This window comes from Marinobacterium sp. BA1 (genome assembly GCF_041155135.1).
GTDB classification, from domain to species: Bacteria; Pseudomonadota; Gammaproteobacteria; order Pseudomonadales; family Balneatricaceae; genus Marinobacterium; species Marinobacterium iners.
This window is the reverse complement of record NZ_BAAFHC010000002.1, coordinates 90672-109832: the sequence shown is the minus strand read 5'-3', so window position 1 is coordinate 109832 and position 19161 is coordinate 90672. Positions and strand designations below refer to the sequence as shown.

The 19161-nt window shown below is 49.8% G+C and carries 19 protein-coding genes; 8 read left to right on the top strand and 11 right to left on the bottom strand.

The annotated features are described in order from the left end of the window. Nucleotides 1–54 precede the first annotated feature (54 nt). The 5 genes from ACAM29_RS19705 (at nt 55) to ACAM29_RS19685 (ending at nt 6548) form a co-directional block, all read left to right on the top strand. Nucleotides 55–510, top strand: coding sequence for a hypothetical protein (locus ACAM29_RS19705; protein WP_369625280.1), 456 nt, complete (start codon nt 55–57; stop codon nt 508–510). Then, complete coding sequence (locus tag ACAM29_RS19700; RefSeq protein WP_369625279.1) at nt 500–1177, top strand: hypothetical protein; 678 nt, start codon at nt 500–502, stop codon at nt 1175–1177. Before ACAM29_RS19705 ends, ACAM29_RS19700 begins: the two co-directional genes overlap by 11 nt. Nucleotides 1178–1331: 154 nt before the next feature. After that, nucleotides 1332–2390, top strand: coding sequence for a hypothetical protein (locus ACAM29_RS19695; protein WP_369625278.1), 1059 nt, complete (start codon nt 1332–1334; stop codon nt 2388–2390). A gap of 11 nt (nt 2391–2401) precedes the next feature. Then, nucleotides 2402–4030 carry a hypothetical protein gene (locus ACAM29_RS19690; RefSeq protein WP_369625277.1) on the top strand — a complete coding sequence of 543 codons (1629 nt, stop codon included), beginning with the start codon at nt 2402–2404 and terminating at the stop codon, nt 4028–4030. 10 nt (nt 4031–4040) lie between these two features. After that, a complete protein-coding gene (locus ACAM29_RS19685) occupies nt 4041–6548 on the top strand; it encodes a DotA/TraY family protein (RefSeq protein WP_369625276.1) in 2508 nt (835 codons plus the stop codon). A 68-nt stretch (nt 6549–6616) separates the two neighbouring features. On the opposite strand, the gene ACAM29_RS19680 is transcribed toward ACAM29_RS19685, so the two are convergent. The 3 genes from ACAM29_RS19680 to ACAM29_RS19670 all read right to left on the bottom strand — a co-directional run bounded on the left by ACAM29_RS19680 (nt 6617) and on the right by ACAM29_RS19670 (nt 8766). Continuing rightward, complete coding sequence (locus ACAM29_RS19680) at nt 6617–7033, bottom strand: hypothetical protein (RefSeq protein ID WP_369625275.1); 417 nt, start codon at nt 7031–7033, stop codon at nt 6617–6619. 214 nt (nt 7034–7247) lie between these two features. Continuing rightward, on the bottom strand, nt 7248–8462 hold the full coding sequence (locus ACAM29_RS19675; protein ID WP_369625274.1) for a type II toxin-antitoxin system HipA family toxin: 1215 nt from the start codon (nt 8460–8462) through the stop codon (nt 7248–7250). Next, nucleotides 8455–8766, bottom strand: coding sequence for a helix-turn-helix domain-containing protein (locus ACAM29_RS19670; protein ID WP_369625273.1), 312 nt, complete (start codon nt 8764–8766; stop codon nt 8455–8457). Before ACAM29_RS19670 ends, ACAM29_RS19675 begins: the two co-directional genes overlap by 8 nt. A gap of 97 nt (nt 8767–8863) precedes the next feature. Between ACAM29_RS19670 and ACAM29_RS19665 the strand changes: the two genes are divergently transcribed. Then, entirely contained in the window at nt 8864–9274 is a 411-nt protein-coding gene (locus ACAM29_RS19665; RefSeq protein ID WP_369625272.1) for a hypothetical protein, read from the top strand. Here ACAM29_RS19665 and ACAM29_RS19660 read toward each other — a convergent pair. From ACAM29_RS19660 to ACAM29_RS19625, 8 genes are all read right to left on the bottom strand, one after another. Further along, nucleotides 9271–9717 (bottom strand): nucleotidyl transferase AbiEii/AbiGii toxin family protein, encoded by a 447-nt coding sequence (locus ACAM29_RS19660; protein ID WP_369625271.1) that lies wholly within the window; start codon nt 9715–9717, stop codon nt 9271–9273. The genes ACAM29_RS19665 and ACAM29_RS19660 overlap by 4 nt on opposite strands. Nucleotides 9718–10086: 369 nt before the next feature. Next, a complete protein-coding gene (locus ACAM29_RS19655; RefSeq protein WP_369625270.1) occupies nt 10087–11154 on the bottom strand; it encodes a ParB/RepB/Spo0J family partition protein in 1068 nt (355 codons plus the stop codon). After that, nucleotides 11151–11942 (bottom strand): AAA family ATPase, encoded by a 792-nt coding sequence (locus ACAM29_RS19650; protein ID WP_369625269.1) that lies wholly within the window; start codon nt 11940–11942, stop codon nt 11151–11153. The genes ACAM29_RS19655 and ACAM29_RS19650 overlap by 4 nt, the downstream gene beginning before the upstream one ends. 344 nt (nt 11943–12286) lie before the next feature. Beyond that, a complete protein-coding gene (locus tag ACAM29_RS19645; RefSeq protein WP_369625268.1) occupies nt 12287–13189 on the bottom strand; it encodes a hypothetical protein in 903 nt (300 codons plus the stop codon). Between the two features lie 136 nt (nt 13190–13325). Next, complete coding sequence (locus ACAM29_RS19640) at nt 13326–13709, bottom strand: hypothetical protein (protein ID WP_369625267.1); 384 nt, start codon at nt 13707–13709, stop codon at nt 13326–13328. A gap of 348 nt (nt 13710–14057) precedes the next feature. Further along, on the bottom strand, nt 14058–15611 hold the full coding sequence (locus ACAM29_RS19635; RefSeq protein ID WP_369625266.1) for a UvrD-helicase domain-containing protein: 1554 nt from the start codon (nt 15609–15611) through the stop codon (nt 14058–14060). Beyond that, the gene (locus tag ACAM29_RS19630) at nt 15595–16083 is read right to left on the bottom strand and encodes an endonuclease domain-containing protein (RefSeq protein ID WP_369625265.1); all 489 of its coding nucleotides are present in this window, start codon (nt 16081–16083) and stop codon (nt 15595–15597) included. The genes ACAM29_RS19635 and ACAM29_RS19630 overlap by 17 nt, the downstream gene beginning before the upstream one ends. Beyond that, nucleotides 16080–17576, bottom strand: coding sequence for a replication initiation protein (locus ACAM29_RS19625; protein ID WP_369625264.1), 1497 nt, complete (start codon nt 17574–17576; stop codon nt 16080–16082). Before ACAM29_RS19625 ends, ACAM29_RS19630 begins: the two co-directional genes overlap by 4 nt. Before the next feature lie 110 nt (nt 17577–17686). Between ACAM29_RS19625 and ACAM29_RS19620 the strand changes: the two genes are divergently transcribed. Both ACAM29_RS19620 and ACAM29_RS19615 read left to right on the top strand, forming a co-directional pair. Continuing rightward, nucleotides 17687–17905: a hypothetical protein gene (locus tag ACAM29_RS19620; protein ID WP_369625263.1), complete on the top strand. Its 219-nt coding sequence runs from the start codon at nt 17687–17689 to the stop codon at nt 17903–17905. 248 nt (nt 17906–18153) lie between these two features. After that, nucleotides 18154–18894, top strand: a complete 741-nt coding sequence (locus ACAM29_RS19615; protein WP_369625262.1) for a hypothetical protein — start codon at nt 18154–18156, stop codon at nt 18892–18894. Nucleotides 18895–19161 lie beyond the last annotated feature (267 nt).

The window sequence follows — 19161 nt, the reverse complement described above, 5'->3', positions numbered from 1 at the left end:
GTGACAAATACATATGATTTAACCATTTATGCCGAAAGGTTGCAGAGGGTTGACATGTCTACACTCTCGATACATGAAGTTCATGCCTTCTGGGCCCAAGAATCACACTCCCTCGCGTCATTACTTACATTACTTGACTCTCGTGAGTCTTGGACACTAGACCGTCCAAACGCTGTATTGGATGTGGAGTTAAATGAGATGGGTAATCCAGCTGAATATCTGGACCCACCAATTATACGCTCACTTGGCCTGTCGGAGATGTCAGATATGCTTTCGCTTCTGTCATTCAGCCGATCCTTACGACTACAGCGTATATTCAATGATGTCGATACCGATTGGCTTCATGATTTTTCTGCCTATGTTGAAGACCAGCGCAGTTCATCTGACAGCAACATCAACTACAGCCGGCTGCGCTTACTGTCTCAGTTTATGTTCCTCGGGGCTGTGTTCAGCCCTGCGCGAATGGATATGATCACCGATAGTCTTTTTGAGGTGCTTGATGAGGAATAAAATTATCACTGCGTGTGTGGTAGCAGGCGCCGTCCTTACGCCACACACCACCTGGTCTGCCGAATCTGCATCGGATCCCTGCGCCTCCCCACAAGCGCTTCAAATTTTTTCTGGGCGGATGGGCGGGGCTCGCGACCAATCAGTCACCATGTCCCGTGAGCACGGCAAGTCAGTTGGCGACACCTCCATCAGTGAATCTTCTGTTCGCAAATCGCGTCAGTGTAATGACTTATTGCGAGATGCACTTATGGAGGTGTTCGCTGGCACTCCCATCGATGACATTTTGGGATTGCTTGGGATGGATAAAAGCTCGTGTGATGGTCTTTACGACTTCATCGAAAGTGTCGATCCAGATTACGATTTTGATATTCCTGAAGACTTCGGTGGGATACGTCCACCGCCCTCTCTGCCACTGCCAGGCAGTAATCCTACCAGCCCAAAACCAGAGCCCCCTAAATACTATCAATGGGTCCCAACCGGGAAATACTCACCTTGTAGCAGTACGCAGGGTGTTTTTGGGACTCAGCAGATGATCTATCAATGCATGGATAACCAAATGCAGTTTGCTCTTCCATCGATGTGTGCTTCCAATCCACCCGTCGAGACACGTGCGTGTCGCGTCTCTACCTTGAGCGACTCAACAGGAGTAAGTGATGCTATCTATTAAAAGCGTATTAAACCGTGAGATGTTTTGTCTCTTTGCGGTTTTTTGTTTTTCGATTTCATTTACTCGCGAGTCTCAAGCTTACGGTTGCGATTGCGCGACCGTTGCTAGCTATCACGCGCAAACCCGTTCCAGCATCAATAATCGCATTTCGCAGATGGAAAGTGCAATTGTTGATGTGATTCGTAATGAGCTTATCCCTACGATTCAGGAAGAACACCAGATGGATCGTGAGCATCACGGCATCACCATCGGTTTCCTTGATGAGGCCCAGCTGGACCGTCACACCAACCTGCTTGTATTCCTGCAGCATCTGGAATCATCCGCACAAGATTTTCAACGCAGAATGGATATCAATCGAAATTACCCGGGGATTCCTGATCCGTCAGACAGCGCATATGGTATCAAAAACGGGAAAGCCCCTATTTCGACTACCTTCTGCAGCCGAGGTACGTCCGCAGCCTCTGCCAGCGAAGGTGCCGCTTCGGTAAATGAGGCAGGCCGCTCTGTTGCTGAGTCCGTTGCACTGCACACCCGAGAGCCTGAACCAGAGGCGCGGGCAATGGCAATCACTGCCACTATGCACGACTCTTTACTGGATCTTGAGCTGGTCGCCCCTACAGGTAACACACAGTTGATCGAGAACGAGGAACACGCACTCAAACAGATCAACCGACTTGTCGATTGGCGGCCAGTGAGGGTCCTGACATCTGACACAATTCAGTCGGCAGTCGATGTTGAGGTGGGCTCGATGATCAAGGAGCGTCATTTCCGCCAAGAGCCGATTGCAAAATATCTTCAATCTACGCATCAAAAAACATTTCCGACCCAGCCATTGGACGAGGGTATGAATGACATGCTCTCGAAGATGGAGTATCCCGGCAAGGAGGCGCTTCTCGAAGCTGCGCAGCGTAATGGGGACCTCGTCAGTGAACGATCACGTCTCGATGTTGAGGTCTACTACCGCAGCAACTCCGTCGATTACCTTGCTGACATTCAGGCCATGGGCGAGAAGGATCTTTTGGTTGAACTTATTACGACCACCAACCTGCAGAACCGATTGATGCTCGAAATGCTGAACGAGCAGGAGCAGGTCAACCGCATCGTTGCATCACGCACAGCACAGGAAGTAGACCTTGATACACGCAAAGCGATCAGCGACATGCGCGTGCGTTCGGCAACTTTTAAAGTTCCATCTTCAGACACCGGGGAATAAGGAGTAAAGCGATGAGTATCCTTTCAAAGTTCGAAAACTCTGAGGATAGTTATGCCGATGCGGACCTGGCAATGAACTCCTCTCCGGTTGCGTCAGTTGAATCACAAACAGCAGGCCCCGACACACCCTTCGATACCCCCCCGGTGCCCGTCGATATCTCAGGCATTCAACCGCAGGAATCGCCGCGCGGAAACATGATGCAAACGGATCTGCTTAATCAGTCCGTCTTTGCATATGAACGCAATGATCCTTTGCCTGATTCATACAAGAACCTCACAAGTGATCAAGCAAAATCCCATTGGATCGAGCTGTATAACGGGATGACCGGTGCTGGGTATTCGCCCGATCTGATGCTCTCCCTGTATGGCCAGGCTGAGTCGCTGCTGCAAGCAAATCCTGTTGCTGCACCGGCCCTGCAAAGTTATATGGTTGCCAATATCGATTCCCTGATGCAGCGCTATGGATTCAAGGGATCGACTGAGGAGGTCCAAGCGTCATCTGAATTTGTTCAGACCAACCTTGAAAGTGGTGATCTCGGTGCGATTTATAACGCAGTTCACACCTGCCAGGACTTCAATCCCCAGACGCTGCGTTCTGCCTTGGATCGTTTGGAGAATGCATCACCTGAGTTGTCGCACACTGTCGATGTGCTTTACCAGCTTGCTGATGAGAAGACCGCGGCCAATGCGAACCTTACTGTTGAAACGGATTTATCGGAATTCTCCGATCACCTACCGGCAGCGCGATGGCTTGCCGCATCTGAACTGGGCAAAGAAAACTCACCCATTAGCGTTGAATTGTTGTCATGCCGCGATTCAGTTAGTGGCGTGCCCCAAAAACTTAAGTTGATGAAAATCGACCCCGAAAAGCCGGTCATGATCGGCGAGCGTGGTGGCGAGCCCATTCTCGCTAAGGAAGGCTTTCTCATACAGGAAAATGGTCAAGTTCGCTTTGCCTCCGATGAGGAGGTCAAACGACGTGCCAAGGAAGCAGAAGAGGACATGAAGCGCAACGGACAGCGTCCCGGCGGCATTCTTTCTACTCTCCTTAATAAACCTGTTACGTTAGCAATGGAGGGTCTCAACGCCACACGCGATGCGATCCGTCACCAAATTAACCCCGAACACCTTTCCAAGTGGCGTGAATCGCGCATGCTGCATACTGCAGAAGATGCAAAGACACATCTGCAAAGTGCGCGCAACACGCTTGATGGCATCATGGAACATCCAGACGTAGCCCAGCTTCGCCAGGCACGTGATGCTATCAATGTTCGTGATGGTGATCTTTTTGCTGAATATGAGAAGCAGAAAATCAACGACAAGATTCAGAAGACCATCAATTCTAATCCTGAGTTGAAGCAGTCTTTCGATGCTGCTATGGCGGATGTAGATCTTGCAGCCAGCAAACACAAAGAGTTCCTGGAGTCCGCGCGTAAGCACAACCTACGTCCAGATCAGTTACTGGATATGGATAAAGTTGACTCGAAAATGCTTGATGACCTCAAGAAGAAGATGAAGGAAATCGGGCTTCGCAACGACAGCAAGAGCTTCGAAAGCCTTGAGAAAATGGGCGAAAAAATCCGCGAAGTGGTTCAGGCCCTTGTTGAGCGCTTCAAGAATTCCTTTGGCATGAAACAGTGAGGATCGAATAATGTCAGATCCACAATCCGCACCTCAAAGCGCCAGTGAAACAATGAAGTCACTGACGGATCAAGCGGCTTGCGCACCCGACGCAACAGGCCTTGATCATGCGCTTGCGTTTCTAGAGCGCATCGTCGGTCCTGATGTCATCGGATTGTTTGCCGATACCGCTGGCGGAACCAATATCGACTGCATCGACGAGTCAGTTCAACCCGCTGCGTTTGTGCTTCCGGAAATGTTTGGTGTCGTCAATGCTTTTGCCTTGACCGGGACAGCACTGGTAGTCCTTTACATCATTTCGATTGGTATCCTCCACACAGCCCATGAGGGCGAATCCCTGGGTAAACGGTACTCCACGTTATGGACACCCATTCGCGCCGCATTGGGTGTCACATTTGTGGCACCACTTACCGCTATTGGGGGCTTTTCTGTATTGCAGGCCCTTATTATCGGGCTTGTCATCTTATCCAATGCGGGCGCTATCGCACTCTGGAACACAACCGTTGACTACTTTGTGGAGCATAAGACCCTTCTAGCGAAGCCCCCTTACATTCCATCAGATCCACGCCATAGCTTCATGGCCCTCCAAGCAGAGGCGTGCACTAAACACCAGTATGATGTCTGGTCTCAAAGTGATGAAGGCATTCGAGCTACACGCGATGCGGAAGCTGCACGAAATAATAATGCTGGCATTTCGGGATATGGTGGTGGCGTATTAGGTGGCGAAAGCGTTGCTGAAATCAGACTTGATGGGCAGCGCCCGCGTCGTGTCTCCATCGATAAAGACTCAAAGTTGAACTGGAACTTTGGTAATTGTGGTTCTGTTACCTACTCATGCGATACATTTCCTGCCGACAGCATAGAGCGGGAGTATTGTGATAAGTCATTCCTCGCTCAGAAAAAAATATCGGCCTTCTTCGCGCAGGGAGTAGTCCCTGCTCTTTACGATAATTACTTCAAGGGTGCAGATCTTCCATCAGGTTCGCTCCCACCTGCCGATCAAATCCCTGATGGTGAAGGTGAACCTATTGTCTTTGCCGCTGACACACATCCAATCGTACAAGCTATCGCACGCGCGGATGAGGTGTATGCGTCAGCCTACAGAGCCGTTACAAATGCGCAAAATGAGGATGCCGGCAAGGCTGAGATTGATCGCCTTATGGGTGAATGGGCCGACGAGGTTAAAGGTAACTGGCTTTTGGCCGGACAATGGCACTGGGTTCTGCATAAGATTAGCCATCAAAGCATCGGCGGCATGAACATGAACCCGCAATGGACCGTGCCTAATGATAAAAACCTCAACTATGAAGAGCTCCGAGCGTTTCAGGAGTATTTGAAAACGTTCATGGAGGAAAATGAAATTATCCAGTTTGATCACAAAGGCAATCCTTCGGGCGTTCGTGTTCAAACTATTACTGAAGATGATGGACCGGTTGATCTTCTCAACAAGATCGCGGGGCCCCGTCTGTGGTCTATGACCACAGCATTGGATAGCAATGGTGATCCAATAGGCCAGCTTGCCAATTATGGACACATGATGATCAATACATCATCGGGCATTATTGTCACTTCATTCCTCTTGAAAGCCGGCGGCGATCAGGCGGGCGCAATCCCAGGTATCTCATGGTTCGGTGGCACATTTGTTGAGTCGGTTATAAGCTCACTGGTGATGTTGGTGATGTTCCTGATCGGCCCACTCATGCTGGCAGGCGGGTTCCTCGCCTACTACCTCCCCGCCATTCCCTTCATCTTCTGGATGTTTGGTGTCATCGGCTGGATGATCATGATCTGCGAATCCCTGGTCGCCGCCCCGATCTGGGCCGGTGCGCACGCCCTGCCGGAAGGTGAAGGTATGTCGGGCCGCTATGCAGTGCAGGGCTACCAGATGCTCACCAACGTACTGTTCCGCCCTATCCTGCTGTTACTGGGCCTGGTGATGTCCATGCAGGTGCTGCAGTTCATCTGCTTCCTGGCAATCGAAGGCTTCAAGGTCGTCAACCACTCCATTACCGGCACCGGCGCCCAGGCGTTCAGCTTTGGCGTCAGCCAGTATTTCGCGATCGTATTCATGAACATGGTGCTCGTGGGGCTAATCTTGAGCTTGTCCCACAAGTCTTATGAGATGATCTTCGAGACTGCGGACAACGTGATGCGCTGGGTAGGCTTTGGTAGCCGTCCGCTGGGCGAAGCCCAGGGCGAGCAGTCCACCAGCCGTGTGTACGGTGCTGCGGCGATCTACTCGCGTGATGCAGCGGGTGCGGCAGTAGCCAAGGGCCAAGGACAACCTGACGGCGGTGGCAACTATGCCCCGATTGGAGGCCACGAGGCGCACAACCGCACGAATTCGGACACCGACTACAACGGCGGTGGCTCAAGCAACCGTGGCAACACCCCGCCGTCAGGTGGTGACGGTGGAGGCTCTCCTAATGGCGGTGGTTCGCCTGACGGTGCACCGGGCAACAACTCTACGCCGCAAGGCGGCGATGGGGCTGGGAATGCTGGTCCCAAGCCGATGTAAGGCACAAAAAAAACCACTCTACGGAGTGGTTTTTTCTCATCGGTGAGTTTACATAGGTTGCTGTGAGCTCAGCTTCTGTTTTCATCCCATGGGTTAATGCCCCACTCTTTAATGAGCTCCTGCTTTTTCTCTTCAAAATACTTTTCAGCCGTTGGGGTATCGATCTCCGCGAGTTCAGCAATACCTTTACCAAATTTATCCTCAATGACTGCAGATTTCGCACGGTTCATAGCTTCGTATTCAAGTGCTGATTTTTGCCATGCCCGCACTTTCTCTTCGACCTTTTGGGCATGCGCCTGCCAGGAAGCGTTGAGCTCCTGCGCTTTCTTCAGCTGCTGCTGGAGCCGCCAGTTTTCATTCTTCTCGTGGAGCAGCGCGTCTTCGAGCTGAGCAGAGTGTTGTTGCCAGCTACGGGTTGCACCCTGCCAAGAGCGAGCAGCATCTGCGTTTTCACCGGCCAGTTTTGCAAAAAATCCTAAGCTCATGATGAGCCTCCTTGGTGTCATCCTGCTGCGCCGAAGAAGGCTTCCACCCGCTCTGCTGACGCTGCTTAAACGATTTTAAAGCTGTTGCGTTTCATTCTAGCACGCTTGCAACAGTAGACCACGGCTTTAGAGGAAAGTTCACAAATATTTGATTATAAAGGCCTTTATTTTTTATCTCAGTGGCGACATGCGAGTGTGAAAATTTTCACACTCTCTATCGAAGCGGGATTGTACGCAGGTGCCGCTCGATGGCTTCGATCATGGATTGAGCCAGCGGCAAATGTGCCTTTTCTTTCGCCCACACCTCATAAAAGCCTGCAACAGTTTCCTTGGCGGTATCCAACACCCACTTTTCCGGCAACATCGCTTTTGCGGCCAAATGAGACAATTCATCCAGCGTGAAATCGCTGAACTTTTTACTGCGGCTGACCTTCAGCGCCGCACTATCATCGGGGAGATAGGGAACGGTCGAAACAAAGTCATACGCGGGGGCAATCGAGGCTGTGCGGGTGTCTTTGTAGATCACGGACCAATTTTTCAGATGCATATCCGCATTGCCTATCAGCGCATTGAAGACCAACCGGCGGGTAAATTCGGCAATGTCCGTGTCTTGGCCCTCTATGCCTAACACCTGGGCAATGTTGCGCATACTGGCTTTTTGGTATTTATCGTGAGGGTATACGCCAAACACCTGGGCAAAGTCCTCAATATGTATGGCACGCCCATCCGCACGGTCAAAACGCTTGATCACAAAGGCATGATCACCAAACTGCCCGATCCCGTCCGGGATATTGGCAATCTGGTTAATCGGCAGTAGCTGAGTCTCTGGCACATCCATTCCCAGCATGCGTGCCAATTCCATCATCGAATATTCATTCTCCGGCACGGCTTCGAATCGAGACGACGGCAATTTCACAATCCATGACCCGCCCTGCCCTGTCGCCGGGATCGTTAAACCACGCTTTGTCTGTTGCACGGCGGAAAATTTCAACTGCACACCCGGCAATGAAAAACGCATGGGCGCCTCGCGTTTCGGATCATCCTGGGTTTCGTGATGACCATTCGGTGGGAGTGCTTCACCATCGGCCGGCTCAACCGTGATCGCGCCGGGCAAGTCTTGTCCGAGTACCCACAATAGAAAAAATTCCCGCGCCGGATTCACGCCTGCACGCGCTGCCAGGTAGTGGCGCATCCTTTCTTCTGGCAGTAGATTGGAGAAAAACGGAAGTAACTTGGCTTGGGTCGGCTTGAAATTAGTCAGTAAACCGCCCAGCGAATCTTTGAATCCAAGCCCCAACACCGGCCGCGATTCATCATTGATGTACGCATCTGTAAAAGCAAACAGCGTTCTGTCATGACCCACGTTGGTGATCGTGCCGATCGGTTTCCCGTGCAGCAAAACATTCAGGGTGGACACGAGGCTAGGCATCGTCGTCGTCCTCTAAACGGTAAGCAGGTGACACGTGTTCCCATTCATCGGGAGTACCGTTACTGCTTCGAATGATCGACTGTATCGCAGGAACAGCCTTTTTAGGCACAACCAAGAGCTCCAGGTCGAGCACGCGAGCGAGTGCAATCAAACTGGATACTCGAAGGTCAACGCTACCTGATTCGATTTTTGAAATATGACTTTGTGGCACACCCGAGCGCGCGCTCAACTCCCGCTGGCTAAACCCCTTGCTTTTCCGAGCGTCTCGTAGGTTTTCAAGTATCTGCTCTGTGGCGTAGCTCATCTTGATATACCATCATATATTGAATGATAAATCTGATATAGGTTAGCATATCTATATGGGCTGAATATAGCTACAGGGCAGACTTCGAAACCGCCAATTGCATTGCTTTGTTTTTGGGAACCATCCGCTGGGCGAAGCCCAGGGCGAACAGGCAACCAGCCGTGTCTACGGTGGTGCGGCGATCTACTCGCGTGATGCAGCGGGTGCTGCAGCGGCCAAGGGCAAAGGACAGCAAGACGGCGGTGGCAACTACGCCCCGATCGGCGGCCACGAGGCGCATAACGCCCGCACGGGTGCGGACACCGACTACAACGGCGGCGGTAACAGCAACCGCGGCAACACCCCGCCGTCCGGTGGTGACGGTGGGGGCAATGGCGGCGGTGGCGGCTCTCCGGATGGCGGTGGTTCGCCGGGCGGTTCCCCTTCCCGGATCTCGATCCCGCTAAAACAAAAACAGACCCAAGCCTTAATTGATGTTAACGAGTGTGAAAATTTTCACACTCGTTAACAAATTGCAAAAACCCCATCAGCACTCATTATGTCGAAGGCTGTTTTGGCTTCATGCTGATCCATCCTTTTCTTTTGCGTGAAATAGCTAAAAGCCATGTCGATTCGTGAAAAAAAGGTTACTTTAACACCATCAATAGACCAATCCTGCGCTGAATCCAAAAGGTCAAATCCGTTGATCCGTGCTTTTGAGATCATTGAAGCAGGTGTAACCAAAACGGTTTGATGACCTGTGGATTTCAAATGCGCAATAAGCTTGTTGATCCCATACCTGTTGAGCGATTTACTCGGCAGCCAGAAGTCAAGATCTTCGCTCTGACGATGATTGAGTTGTAGCGACAACGCAGTTCCGCCAATTAAGACGAATTCGCTTAACTCCTCACGATTCCTTAGTAGTTCGAATACCGCCTTTGTCTTGCTCGGAAGAGATTGTAGCTTTAGCATTCGCAAACCCTCGCTCTATATTGTCCAGAACCGTCCAGAAACGACCATAACCTGTGATCTCATCCGGCATCTCTTGTGCCACCCTCCGTACGTGATCAATGCCTAGCACCAAGCACACTTGGACCACATCCTGGAATATTTGACGCTCCAATACGCGCTCAACAACCCAGTCGTCTGGTACTTCCGGATTGGACCAATCATAAGGGAATAACAAACCTAAACGATCACTTGTCCTCATCACATCAGACCTTAGAATGTGAAAATTTTCACACTCTCATCAACGACAACCCTAGACCCCTAAGCGGGTGTGAAAATTTTCACACCCGCTTGACCCTTCAACGACGCCACCTGGCTGTAGTGTGAAAATTTTCACACCACAGAGTCATGCTCATCTGCAAGCATCTTCTCGACTGTGGCCAGAATATGCTTCATGCGCTCCGGCGGTACGGCCTTTTCAAATCTCAGCGTCGTTGTGCCTTTGGGCGAATGCTTAACAACAGCGAGTGACTTGCCCTCCTGGCTCATTATAGTGCGCACTTGTGGCTTTGGCGCATCATCACTTTGCAAAAAAGCCTTAATGCGCTTGAGGAGATCGGCAACGCTATGCTGATCACGCAGACAATGCTTAGACAGGTGCTCATACAATGCCTGCTGCCGACCCCCGGCCGACTCAACCGCTTCTTTAAGCTGCTTGATTTTCAGCATCGCAACGCCCTGCCCCTCATCTACATACTGACGTACATCCGCCGGAATCTTGGAAGGTGTCAGGTAGTAGTACACCAAAGAGCGATCTTTCTTCTTATCACCATTGGTTGGCAGGTAGGGCACCAAATCTTCTGCGGTTTGTGCAACGCCACTTTCTTGCAGGGCGATCATCTGATCAGAGCGCTCCCACAGAGTCAGATCTTCTCGGTACAGGTTTTCGGTGGCGGCTTCCAGGGTCGCCGATGCATCGTCGATCTCGACAATCAGCGCGGTGAGCTTCAGCAGCTCACCTTTTAGCTCACGCGCACGCTTCATAGCTGTGTAGCGACGCTGACCTTTGACCACCTCGAAACCCTTGCCGTCAGCATCCAAACGAAGCTTAACCGGTTCCGTATTGCGTCCGACTGCTGCAATGTTCAAGGCAAGGTCTTCAATATTGTTCAGCGCTCTACGCTTGTTGCCTTTAAAAATACCGCTGACATGATCAAGCTCAACTTCCACCAGGGTGTTGAGCGGATAGCGATGATCGCCAACAACAACATGATCTTTAGCATTCCACTCAGTCACAGGAAGCTCAGCCAGCGGAACGGCGCGAACAATCTCAAGACCATCACCCACAACGGCATCCAGTTGATCAAGTGGTATTGCGGATCGTTGCCGGACAGCAGGGGAGGGCGCTTGCTGTTTTTCAGGAAGCGCACTGAAGGTGGTACGCGGTTTCGGCCTGCTCATGATACCACCTCCTCGGAAATCACGCGCACTGCCTTCAATGAACGCTTTCCATGGATTTCATCAATCAGCAAATCGAAGTTCGCTCGCATTGGCTCGCGAATATCATGCAGGGAGTAGCCAGAACAGATAGTCTCTGGAATGCGCGGCGTATCGGGAATTGAAACACCCGAGATCGATGCAAGATTCTGAATGCCCGCTCCGTACCATTCCATGAAGGTTTCCTTCGCAAGTCGACGTTTAGCATGGATGCGTGTTGGCAGGAGTCGGACATCAATTTTAAAATCGGGATTGGTCAATGCAAAGCTTTCCTCCAGATCAATCTGCAGCTGAAAGAAGGTTCGCAACGGATTGAGCTCAACTGGGATACAGTTCATAGGTAAAAAAACAACATCAGAAACCGCGACCGCACTGCGCAACGCAACTGCAGCCTCCCCCGGAGTATCCACGATGACATAATCATGCAACTGGGCCAGCTTTTGCAGTTCGCCGTGGATGCGTGCATCCGGTGACAACATGTAGCCACTGATAACAGGGTAGTCATACCCCTGATCCAGTAGATCCGCGCGGTAGTTCAGCCACTCAGACGTAGAACGTGTACCCTTGGTATTCTGCTCCAAGCTTCCAATATCTGTATCCACCAACGCGACGTTGTAGTCACGGTTAGCCAAAGCGCCCGCCAGGTTAACGGCAGTCGCGGATTTACCCACCCCGCCTTTACCGCCAGAGGCAAACGTCAGAATCATGCCCTGATGTGATGGAGCAGCGTGGTCATTAGATTGACGACTCATATTTTTCTCCTTTTGAAAAGCTGTGCGCTTTTTCTTTATGTGCGAATATATTGTATAACATTATATGTTGTTCGCAAGAAATAACACCAATAATATTGTTCTAGTTATGATTCAAGATCAAAGAGTGTGAAAATTTTCACACTCTTTGAGGAAGCGCAGTGTGTGGAAGGACGGCTTATCAAAGCTTTTTGTTTGTGAGGGGAGTATCAAATTTAATTGATTTTGAGAGAGTGACACTTCCACCCTCAGGCGGGGAGCGTTCAAGAAGCTTCGCGGTTGAAACGAAAGTGTGAAAATTTTCACACTTCCACGGCCAGTCACTACAGGGGTATCTCAAGAGTTTCTTAAATTGTATCCGGGAGCGGTACGGGAATAGGAAGCGATTCACGTTGAACCCTTTCTTCTGAACGGCTTTTCATTGAGCGCCTAACAGGCCCGCTAGGAAGTGTAAGGTAGAAAAACACTTCAGAGATAATGGCTGCATCGAGCGGACCTGCGGATTCAGACGAGTAATGGTCAATCATTTCACGAATAAATTGGGTGGCATCCTGATGCTTAACGTTCATATCAAGGGCATGTGGAGTCTCTTGGGAACTTTTTGGCTGTTCGAGCACTTCACCGGCCATGACGCGTTGTACATATCGGTTGTAGTGATGTGCAAATGCTTTCGACACAGCAAAGCTGGAATCACTACGAAGTCTATACCAGCCCGTATCACGTCCGGCATGGTAAATCGCCACATGAGTCCATCGTGCACGAGAGGGGCTTGCCGCATGTGAGCACGCTTCGTGGTATGCCTGATCAGAGGAGGGGAGGGTAAAGCCCGCACGAGCAGATTGTAAATTTTCCAAAAACTCGATGATAGACGGTGGCCAGTGTAGAGTGGTTATGGTTGTTTGAACGGCTCTTTTCACCTCGTCAATCTCAAAAGGCTTAAGAATCGACTGCCACATCTGTTTGAAATCGATAAGCTCCTGAGCACTTCGTGCGGAGGTAAATCGACTACCATAGGCTGCACGGAAGGCTGTAAAGACATACTCAACACGAGAATCGAATGATGGCGAGTGTGAGGACGCTGTACTGAGCGGCACGGCTGAGGATGACACCCAGACTGAGGTGGGGGATTCACTCTGCAAAGGTTCACGAACACACTCGGAGCGTGTTGTAAAAACTGGCCTGCCTTCAGTCGCTCGGTCGAAAATGGCTTGCACGGCAGGATCGCCTGCCTGGTAAAACTTACCGCTCATGATGCGCACCCTGTGTCATTCTTTCCGGATCTGAGGATGAGCGTACCAAACATATCGGGGTATATCAAATATAGTTTATGTTTCCCAAAAAAAACGGCTCCTTAGAGCCGCGTCATTCTGCACACACGTGTCTTAGCTAGCGGTAATCGTCCTGATTAGCAACACGATAGTGAAGGGAGTCGTCACACGACTGTGACTCGACGTTACCGAAGCTGCGAACTGTGTGATCAATACGTTCAAGCCACGAATCGGCAACAGGAAGGGATGGGATGTCCAATTCGCACCCATCAGCTGCGCACAAAATACCTAAAGTCAAAAGTTCTCTTTCAGCGGAACGGATAGCATCGGCTTCACCTTGTAGACGCATCCAGCGCATTCCATTACCGATGTCACTGATGTGTACTGACAAGTTGAAGCGGGCGGGAATCTGTTTAGCTACAAGATTGAATACCAGTCGTGCGGTGGGTGTTGATATTTGAGCAGTCAGCGAGGTGCTGGGGGCCACTTTTATCGCTTTCATCTATTTTAGTCCTGATCCGGTTCCGTGAGTCGTTTAGTCTATGTATGGCGATCACGTTATTGTTGTTTGTCGCCTATCGGTTACACCATTCTAATTGGGTTTTGGCCTGATTCAATAGGAAAAATTCCTAGATTGTGTCGCGTAATGCCACCAGATGTGTCAAAAATCTCATCAACTTCTACAAAAAAGAATCATGTGAAACAACCGTTCACCGCTAACTTGTTGTGTTTGTTATTGCCAACACCGCTATTGAGGTTTCGCAGTGTGCCCATATGTATTTTCAGTTACGACTAAAGCATAAACACTTAATGGGTGCTGCGGTGTTCGACCTGGGCTCGAATGGCTGTATTATTGACCCAGGTCAAACAACTTTCCCGCATGTGAAGCTCCTTGTGGCGCATGCAACCGCTTCTGTCGGGCGCGATTCATCCCAGCATGCCGCTCAAGAAACAGGCCCAGTGATGAGTCATCTGTATCCAAAACCTTCCGGGCGCGCGTGGCTGCCACGTACATCAGGTTCACTTCCTCCAGATCCACAGGCTCCATACCATCAGACACACGGCCGGCATTTGCGGCGGTCAGGGGGAGACCGCGCTTATCCACTAATGCTGTGTAGTCATTCCAGAGGCGCACATAATCCCACTCAAGGCCCTTGGATTTGTGCGCTGTTGAGAAGGTAACGACTGCATGGTCGGGATTTTCAGCTTCCATTTGGCGAAGCATCGCCACAAACTTGGGAACCCCTTTACCGTACGTATCGAGCACGCGACAGCGGGATTTTAACTCTTTGTCATCCACGTTTTCAGCGTAGGCCTCAAGCTCATCGAAATCACCGAAAGAACGTATAAAGCTATCTCGTACATCCGACAACTCACCATTACGCAGGTTGTAGGTGTCCATCAGCTGGTCGAGTGCATACCCTTTAAGCCCACCGGCAAAGGCAATGGGTGCATTGCCATACTCGTTGATAAAATCCACGGCGGCATCAAAAATACCGGCATTGGTGCGACACAAAATGGCGTGATGCCCAATGCCGCTTGGGAAATCACCCACGGCGCTTTCGGCCCCCAGTCCTTTCAGTGCTTGGGTTTCACCTTTAAACGTTGAGAGGAGGGTATTAGCGGTATCCGCGATGGCACTGCCGAACCTGAAGCTCTGAGTTAAGTAGAATCGATCATCAGCATCAATTGTGGCCAAGGCGTTGATACTGGCTCTGAATGAGTAGATCGACTGGTGTTCGTCACCCACCAGTATCAAGCGCGCATGATCCTGATGCTCCATGATTGCCAGCGTAACCGGATTAAGGTCCTGTGCCTCATCGAGCAGAATCGTCTGGTACTCAGTCAGCTTCGGCATCGACATCTGGTAAATTTTAAGATAGCCATCGTGCGGAAGACGAGCAGTACTGTTCGGATCGATCTGCTGATTCCATAACGATTTGGCGTACTTCACGACCTCGTACGCCGCAAGACCGATACGCTGTGCCTCCCCTGCAGGCACGTGATGGTCGTCAATGGCCATATCGGCGCTGGTCATGAAGTTTCGCAGCGTTGCTAAAACGACAAATGCCGCTTGTTCTTGTTGTCGCCGCCCACCAATCGGAATATCCATCATCTGAAGCAATTGGAAGGGTTTGATATCACCCAGCTTGTGTGAAAAATGCTTACCGATCGCCTGAAATGCCAGCGAATGTGATGTGCTCGCATAGGCATTGCGAGGGAATCGCTCGCGTGCCTCAATGGCGTTCGCACGGTTGAGCATGCACACCAGCATACGTTCATCTGTATGGGCCTGGGCGCGTCCTACAAGCGTATACGTCTTACCAGTACCCGCAAATGCATTGACCGCAATAATGCGGCCTGAGGCGTCAATGACAACCTGCTGCTCAGGCGTATAACTCATGAGGTTTTTCCTGGTGATATCGTTGATGAACGCTCAAGATTTGGGTAATCACCATATCAAGTTCGTTGAATACCTGACGTGTGAAAAATCGCAGCACATGAAAGCCATTTTCTACCATGAGGTTTTGACGCATCCGATCGGACTGGAACGCATCCTTCGAACGGTGGTATTTGAATCCGTCCATTTCAACGATCACCTGCGATTCAGGAAGATAGATATCAGCACGATATTTTCGATTTGGAATCAGGTTTTTTTGCTCCCAGCACACATTAAGCCCTTCAATCGCTATCAGGGCATCGAATAATAATTGCTGAGGGTCGCTTTGAGACGATGTGTGCTGTCTGAATTTGGCAAAATTATCAGACGGTTCATTGGACATGTGTGAAGCCCTACGGTACGGGGTAGTAACTTTTGCACGATTACCTTCAACGACGATACCTAACCGCTTAATATCTGCTTCAGAAAACCTCACGATGACAGCCCCTTGAGCTGAGCCTTATAGTCCGATGCACTCAGCGGCTGATCCGGCTTGGACTGAACAGAAAGAAGGTCTTGATCAGGCCCATCACACGGAGTGAATACTGCATCCTCGATCATGTCTGATGCGGCATACTGTGGTGTGTTAGGTGCAGTCTCGGCTACTGAGTCGCTCTCAGAGTGTAAACCCTTCACCGGATGTTCCGCATGGCTCAATATGAGGGCGCTCCAATGCTCACATGGCGGTAGGGTGTATGCGGTAGATGGAACCTCGGGAAAGTTATCGGCATTTGTGTCCGTATAGACCCAGACTCCTTCGACCTTTGCGATTGATTGATTAATAAATCGCTCAAGCAACATAGGACTTCTGAACTGTCCGCCAGTGCGACCAATGTACGCATTAACGTAGGCAAGATTTTGTTTCACGATCTGAGTGGTCACACCTTTTTCTATAAAACCGTCCAACATGTTTTTGAGAGTGTTTTTGACCACGTTCCGGGGGTTTTCCATTGCGGAAGCAATCAAAATTGCCCACTCCATCTGCTGCGCATTCAGACCGTAGCCCTTAAGTCGATTGCAGATACGCTCTTCTTCAGACGTTGACTTTTGAGCTTCTGCGTTGTGTTTGGCTGGATTGACTCTGCGCTCGGGCATCTTGTCTGAGCCCTTTGGTTCTTGAGCAACCTCAAGCCCCGCACTGGTAGCTATTTTCGGTGTCCCATCCGCTAATTTAGCGTCGACACCATCCTTTAAATCAACGGGCTTGAGAGCCAAAATGAATACATAGATTCGAGGTCCCCGGTAACCTTTAAAGCTGTATTGGATGTCGAGGTCCGTCAACGTATTGAGCTTTTTGATATTGGCATCCAGGATCCTTTTTTCAAAGTGTGATTTTTTGGAATATTTATCCGGATCAACGCCGAGAAATGTTTTCAGGTAGTCCTCATGCATTTCAAGTGTCCCGTGACGCACGTGGCATTTGAACAGCTCATAGAGTCGGAAGAGTAAGTTCGAGTTGAAGAACTTTAGCTGATCTATACCGTACTCTGTGTAGACTTCGTCACTGACAAGCCGGTGGATGTGGGGTAACAGCTTAGGGTTAATCTGGAAAGTAACTTGTCCATTCTCGCACTTGGAATACGTCGCCCACGTACATTTTTCCCAGCTGTCCTCGCGCCAGTGACCAATGACTGTACCCATTAACTCGACCGTTGCATCGTGGGCCCAGCGCTGAACGGTTTTCTCTTTACAATCGAAAAGACCTACCAGGCTGGAGAGCTCAAACATCAACTCCGGTAAGGTCTCTACCTTCTGGTCAGGCAAGCGCGCTTCATGATCAATAATGTATTCGCTGAGACGTGCCAATGATATGGCGAGTAGGCGATGGGCACTGACCGAAAGCTGGTACTGGCTTGTCATCAACTGTTGGGACAACCGTATCCGGCTTTTGGGTGTTAATTTCATCGTAGGGAGTGCCTGCTGTTGCATAGGGAACATCCACGTCAGCGACTTCAAATATAAAAGGTTATACTGCAAATAGAATATGTTCTTGAAGCTCACATTGCAAACGGTAATGAACTCTTGATCCAGATCAAAGAGTGGGCCCCTTCACCTTCGGCGCGGATTTGTTCACCTTCGGCGCGGATTTGTTCACCTTCGGCGCGGATTTGTTCACCTTCGGCGCGGATTTGTTCACCTTCGGCGCGGATTTGTTCACCTTCGGCGCGGATTTGTTCACCTTCGGCGCGGATTTGTTCACCTTCAGCGCGGATTTGTTCACCTTCAGCGCGGATTTGTTCACCTTCAGACTAACCTGAAATTCACGATCTGTTCTTAAGCTATTGAAAATATTAGCTTTTGATTTGGTAAGGCACTTAAAGGAAGTATTCTTGGGCATAGAAGTACATCCACAACATATATAAATAGATATATAAATAGATATATACAATATTGACCGGTTTTGGTTGTTCCACATTGCCTTTGGGTGTAATGTCAACGAGAATGGTCGTCTAAGTGCTAATAGCGGACCTCTGGTGTAGGGCGCGCCGCTTGAGAAGGTTAGGTTATGAACTTATACGTTAAGGCAGCATTTGTTTTTCAGGTCTGTTACTGGTTTAACGTTGGTCCATCCATTGCGGGTCTTCAGCCCGAGGGTATGTGGAAGCCTTACGGTGTTCAACAAAATGGAAGCGGCGGTTCCAATGTTGTTGAAATCGCGGAGGTAGGTGATAGCTGTTCAGTAGAAGGCCAGTTGGGATACACGGACTATGGAACCCCACTGATTTGCTTGGGTGGTGTCTGGATTTCCCGCGATGACAGTGGTTCTTGCTTTACTATACCTTATAACACTCCACGCACTGTGATTTTGGCGGCATATCCACAGATTACGGTGAATGGTGAGTTGTATTCAAAACTGATATTTAACAGTAGCAACTTGTCCTGGCGTTATTACAAGCATGCGCGCCAAAACAAATCAAGTTACGCTGAAACGTGTAATAGCAGTACTCGCGATAAAAAATACCGCAGCAGATTGTTTCAGCTGGGATTTTATGATGATGGAGATCCAAGCTACTATTACTACAATACGGAGTGGGCAGTAGGTACAAGTGTTGATACAGGGTATGTTTACGGAAGACAGAATAGAGTTGATGATTATCAAAGATGCGAGCATGTTTATTCTGGATCCAGCTATTATTGGACGTGGAGATGGTATCGAAACAGCGGGCCATATACCGCATCATGGAGCAGTGGTAGTACGGCTCAGGTTAAATGTTCAAACACCAAGGGTTGTAAAGTATGCAGATAGCCACGGTTATCTGAATTTGGATATTAACTGATAGGCTGGTAGAAGCCGACTTTGAATAGTGGCGGCTTCTACCAGATCTTTTACCAGATTTTTCAATTTTCAAAACTCACGCTTTAATTAGGGGTGATTAATCGTTATTTGGTTTTATAAATAGTCCGATTATCGTGCATCATTTTAGCGGTGCTCGGAGTAAACAACCTGTAACTTTAAATTCAGAGCTGGATTTATTAATTATATATTTCTAAATTGTAAAAGGCTGCTCAATAT

Bases quoted from the DNA above. Each gene is read 5' to 3' on its own strand.
- ACAM29_RS19650 (WP_369625269.1), bottom strand. From the start codon at position 11,942: ATGAGTCGTCAATCTAATGACCACGCTGCTCCATCACATCAGGGCATG.
- ACAM29_RS19615 (WP_369625262.1), top strand. From the start codon at position 18,154: ATGAACTTATACGTTAAGGCAGCATTTGTTTTTCAGGTCTGTTACTGG.
- ACAM29_RS19645 (WP_369625268.1), bottom strand. From the start codon at position 13,189: ATGAGCGGTAAGTTTTACCAGGCAGGCGATCCTGCCGTGCAAGCCATT.
- ACAM29_RS19655 (WP_369625270.1), bottom strand. From the start codon at position 11,154: ATGAGCAGGCCGAAACCGCGTACCACCTTCAGTGCGCTTCCTGAAAAA.
- ACAM29_RS19700 (WP_369625279.1), top strand. From the start codon at position 500: ATGAGGAATAAAATTATCACTGCGTGTGTGGTAGCAGGCGCCGTCCTT.
- ACAM29_RS19625 (WP_369625264.1), bottom strand. From the start codon at position 17,576: ATGCAACAGCAGGCACTCCCTACGATGAAATTAACACCCAAAAGCCGG.
- ACAM29_RS19690 (WP_369625277.1), top strand. From the start codon at position 2,402: ATGAGTATCCTTTCAAAGTTCGAAAACTCTGAGGATAGTTATGCCGAT.
- ACAM29_RS19635 (WP_369625266.1), bottom strand. From the start codon at position 15,611: ATGAGTTATACGCCTGAGCAGCAGGTTGTCATTGACGCCTCAGGCCGC.
- ACAM29_RS19660 (WP_369625271.1), bottom strand. From the start codon at position 9,717: ATGCTAAAGCTACAATCTCTTCCGAGCAAGACAAAGGCGGTATTCGAA.
- ACAM29_RS19640 (WP_369625267.1), bottom strand. From the start codon at position 13,709: ATGAAAGCGATAAAAGTGGCCCCCAGCACCTCGCTGACTGCTCAAATA.
- ACAM29_RS19675 (WP_369625274.1), bottom strand. From the start codon at position 8,462: ATGCCTAGCCTCGTGTCCACCCTGAATGTTTTGCTGCACGGGAAACCG.
- ACAM29_RS19680 (WP_369625275.1), bottom strand. From the start codon at position 7,033: ATGAGCTTAGGATTTTTTGCAAAACTGGCCGGTGAAAACGCAGATGCT.
- ACAM29_RS19685 (WP_369625276.1), top strand. From the start codon at position 4,041: ATGTCAGATCCACAATCCGCACCTCAAAGCGCCAGTGAAACAATGAAG.
- ACAM29_RS19670 (WP_369625273.1), bottom strand. From the start codon at position 8,766: ATGAGCTACGCCACAGAGCAGATACTTGAAAACCTACGAGACGCTCGG.
- ACAM29_RS19695 (WP_369625278.1), top strand. From the start codon at position 1,332: ATGGAAAGTGCAATTGTTGATGTGATTCGTAATGAGCTTATCCCTACG.
- ACAM29_RS19705 (WP_369625280.1), top strand. From the start codon at position 55: ATGTCTACACTCTCGATACATGAAGTTCATGCCTTCTGGGCCCAAGAA.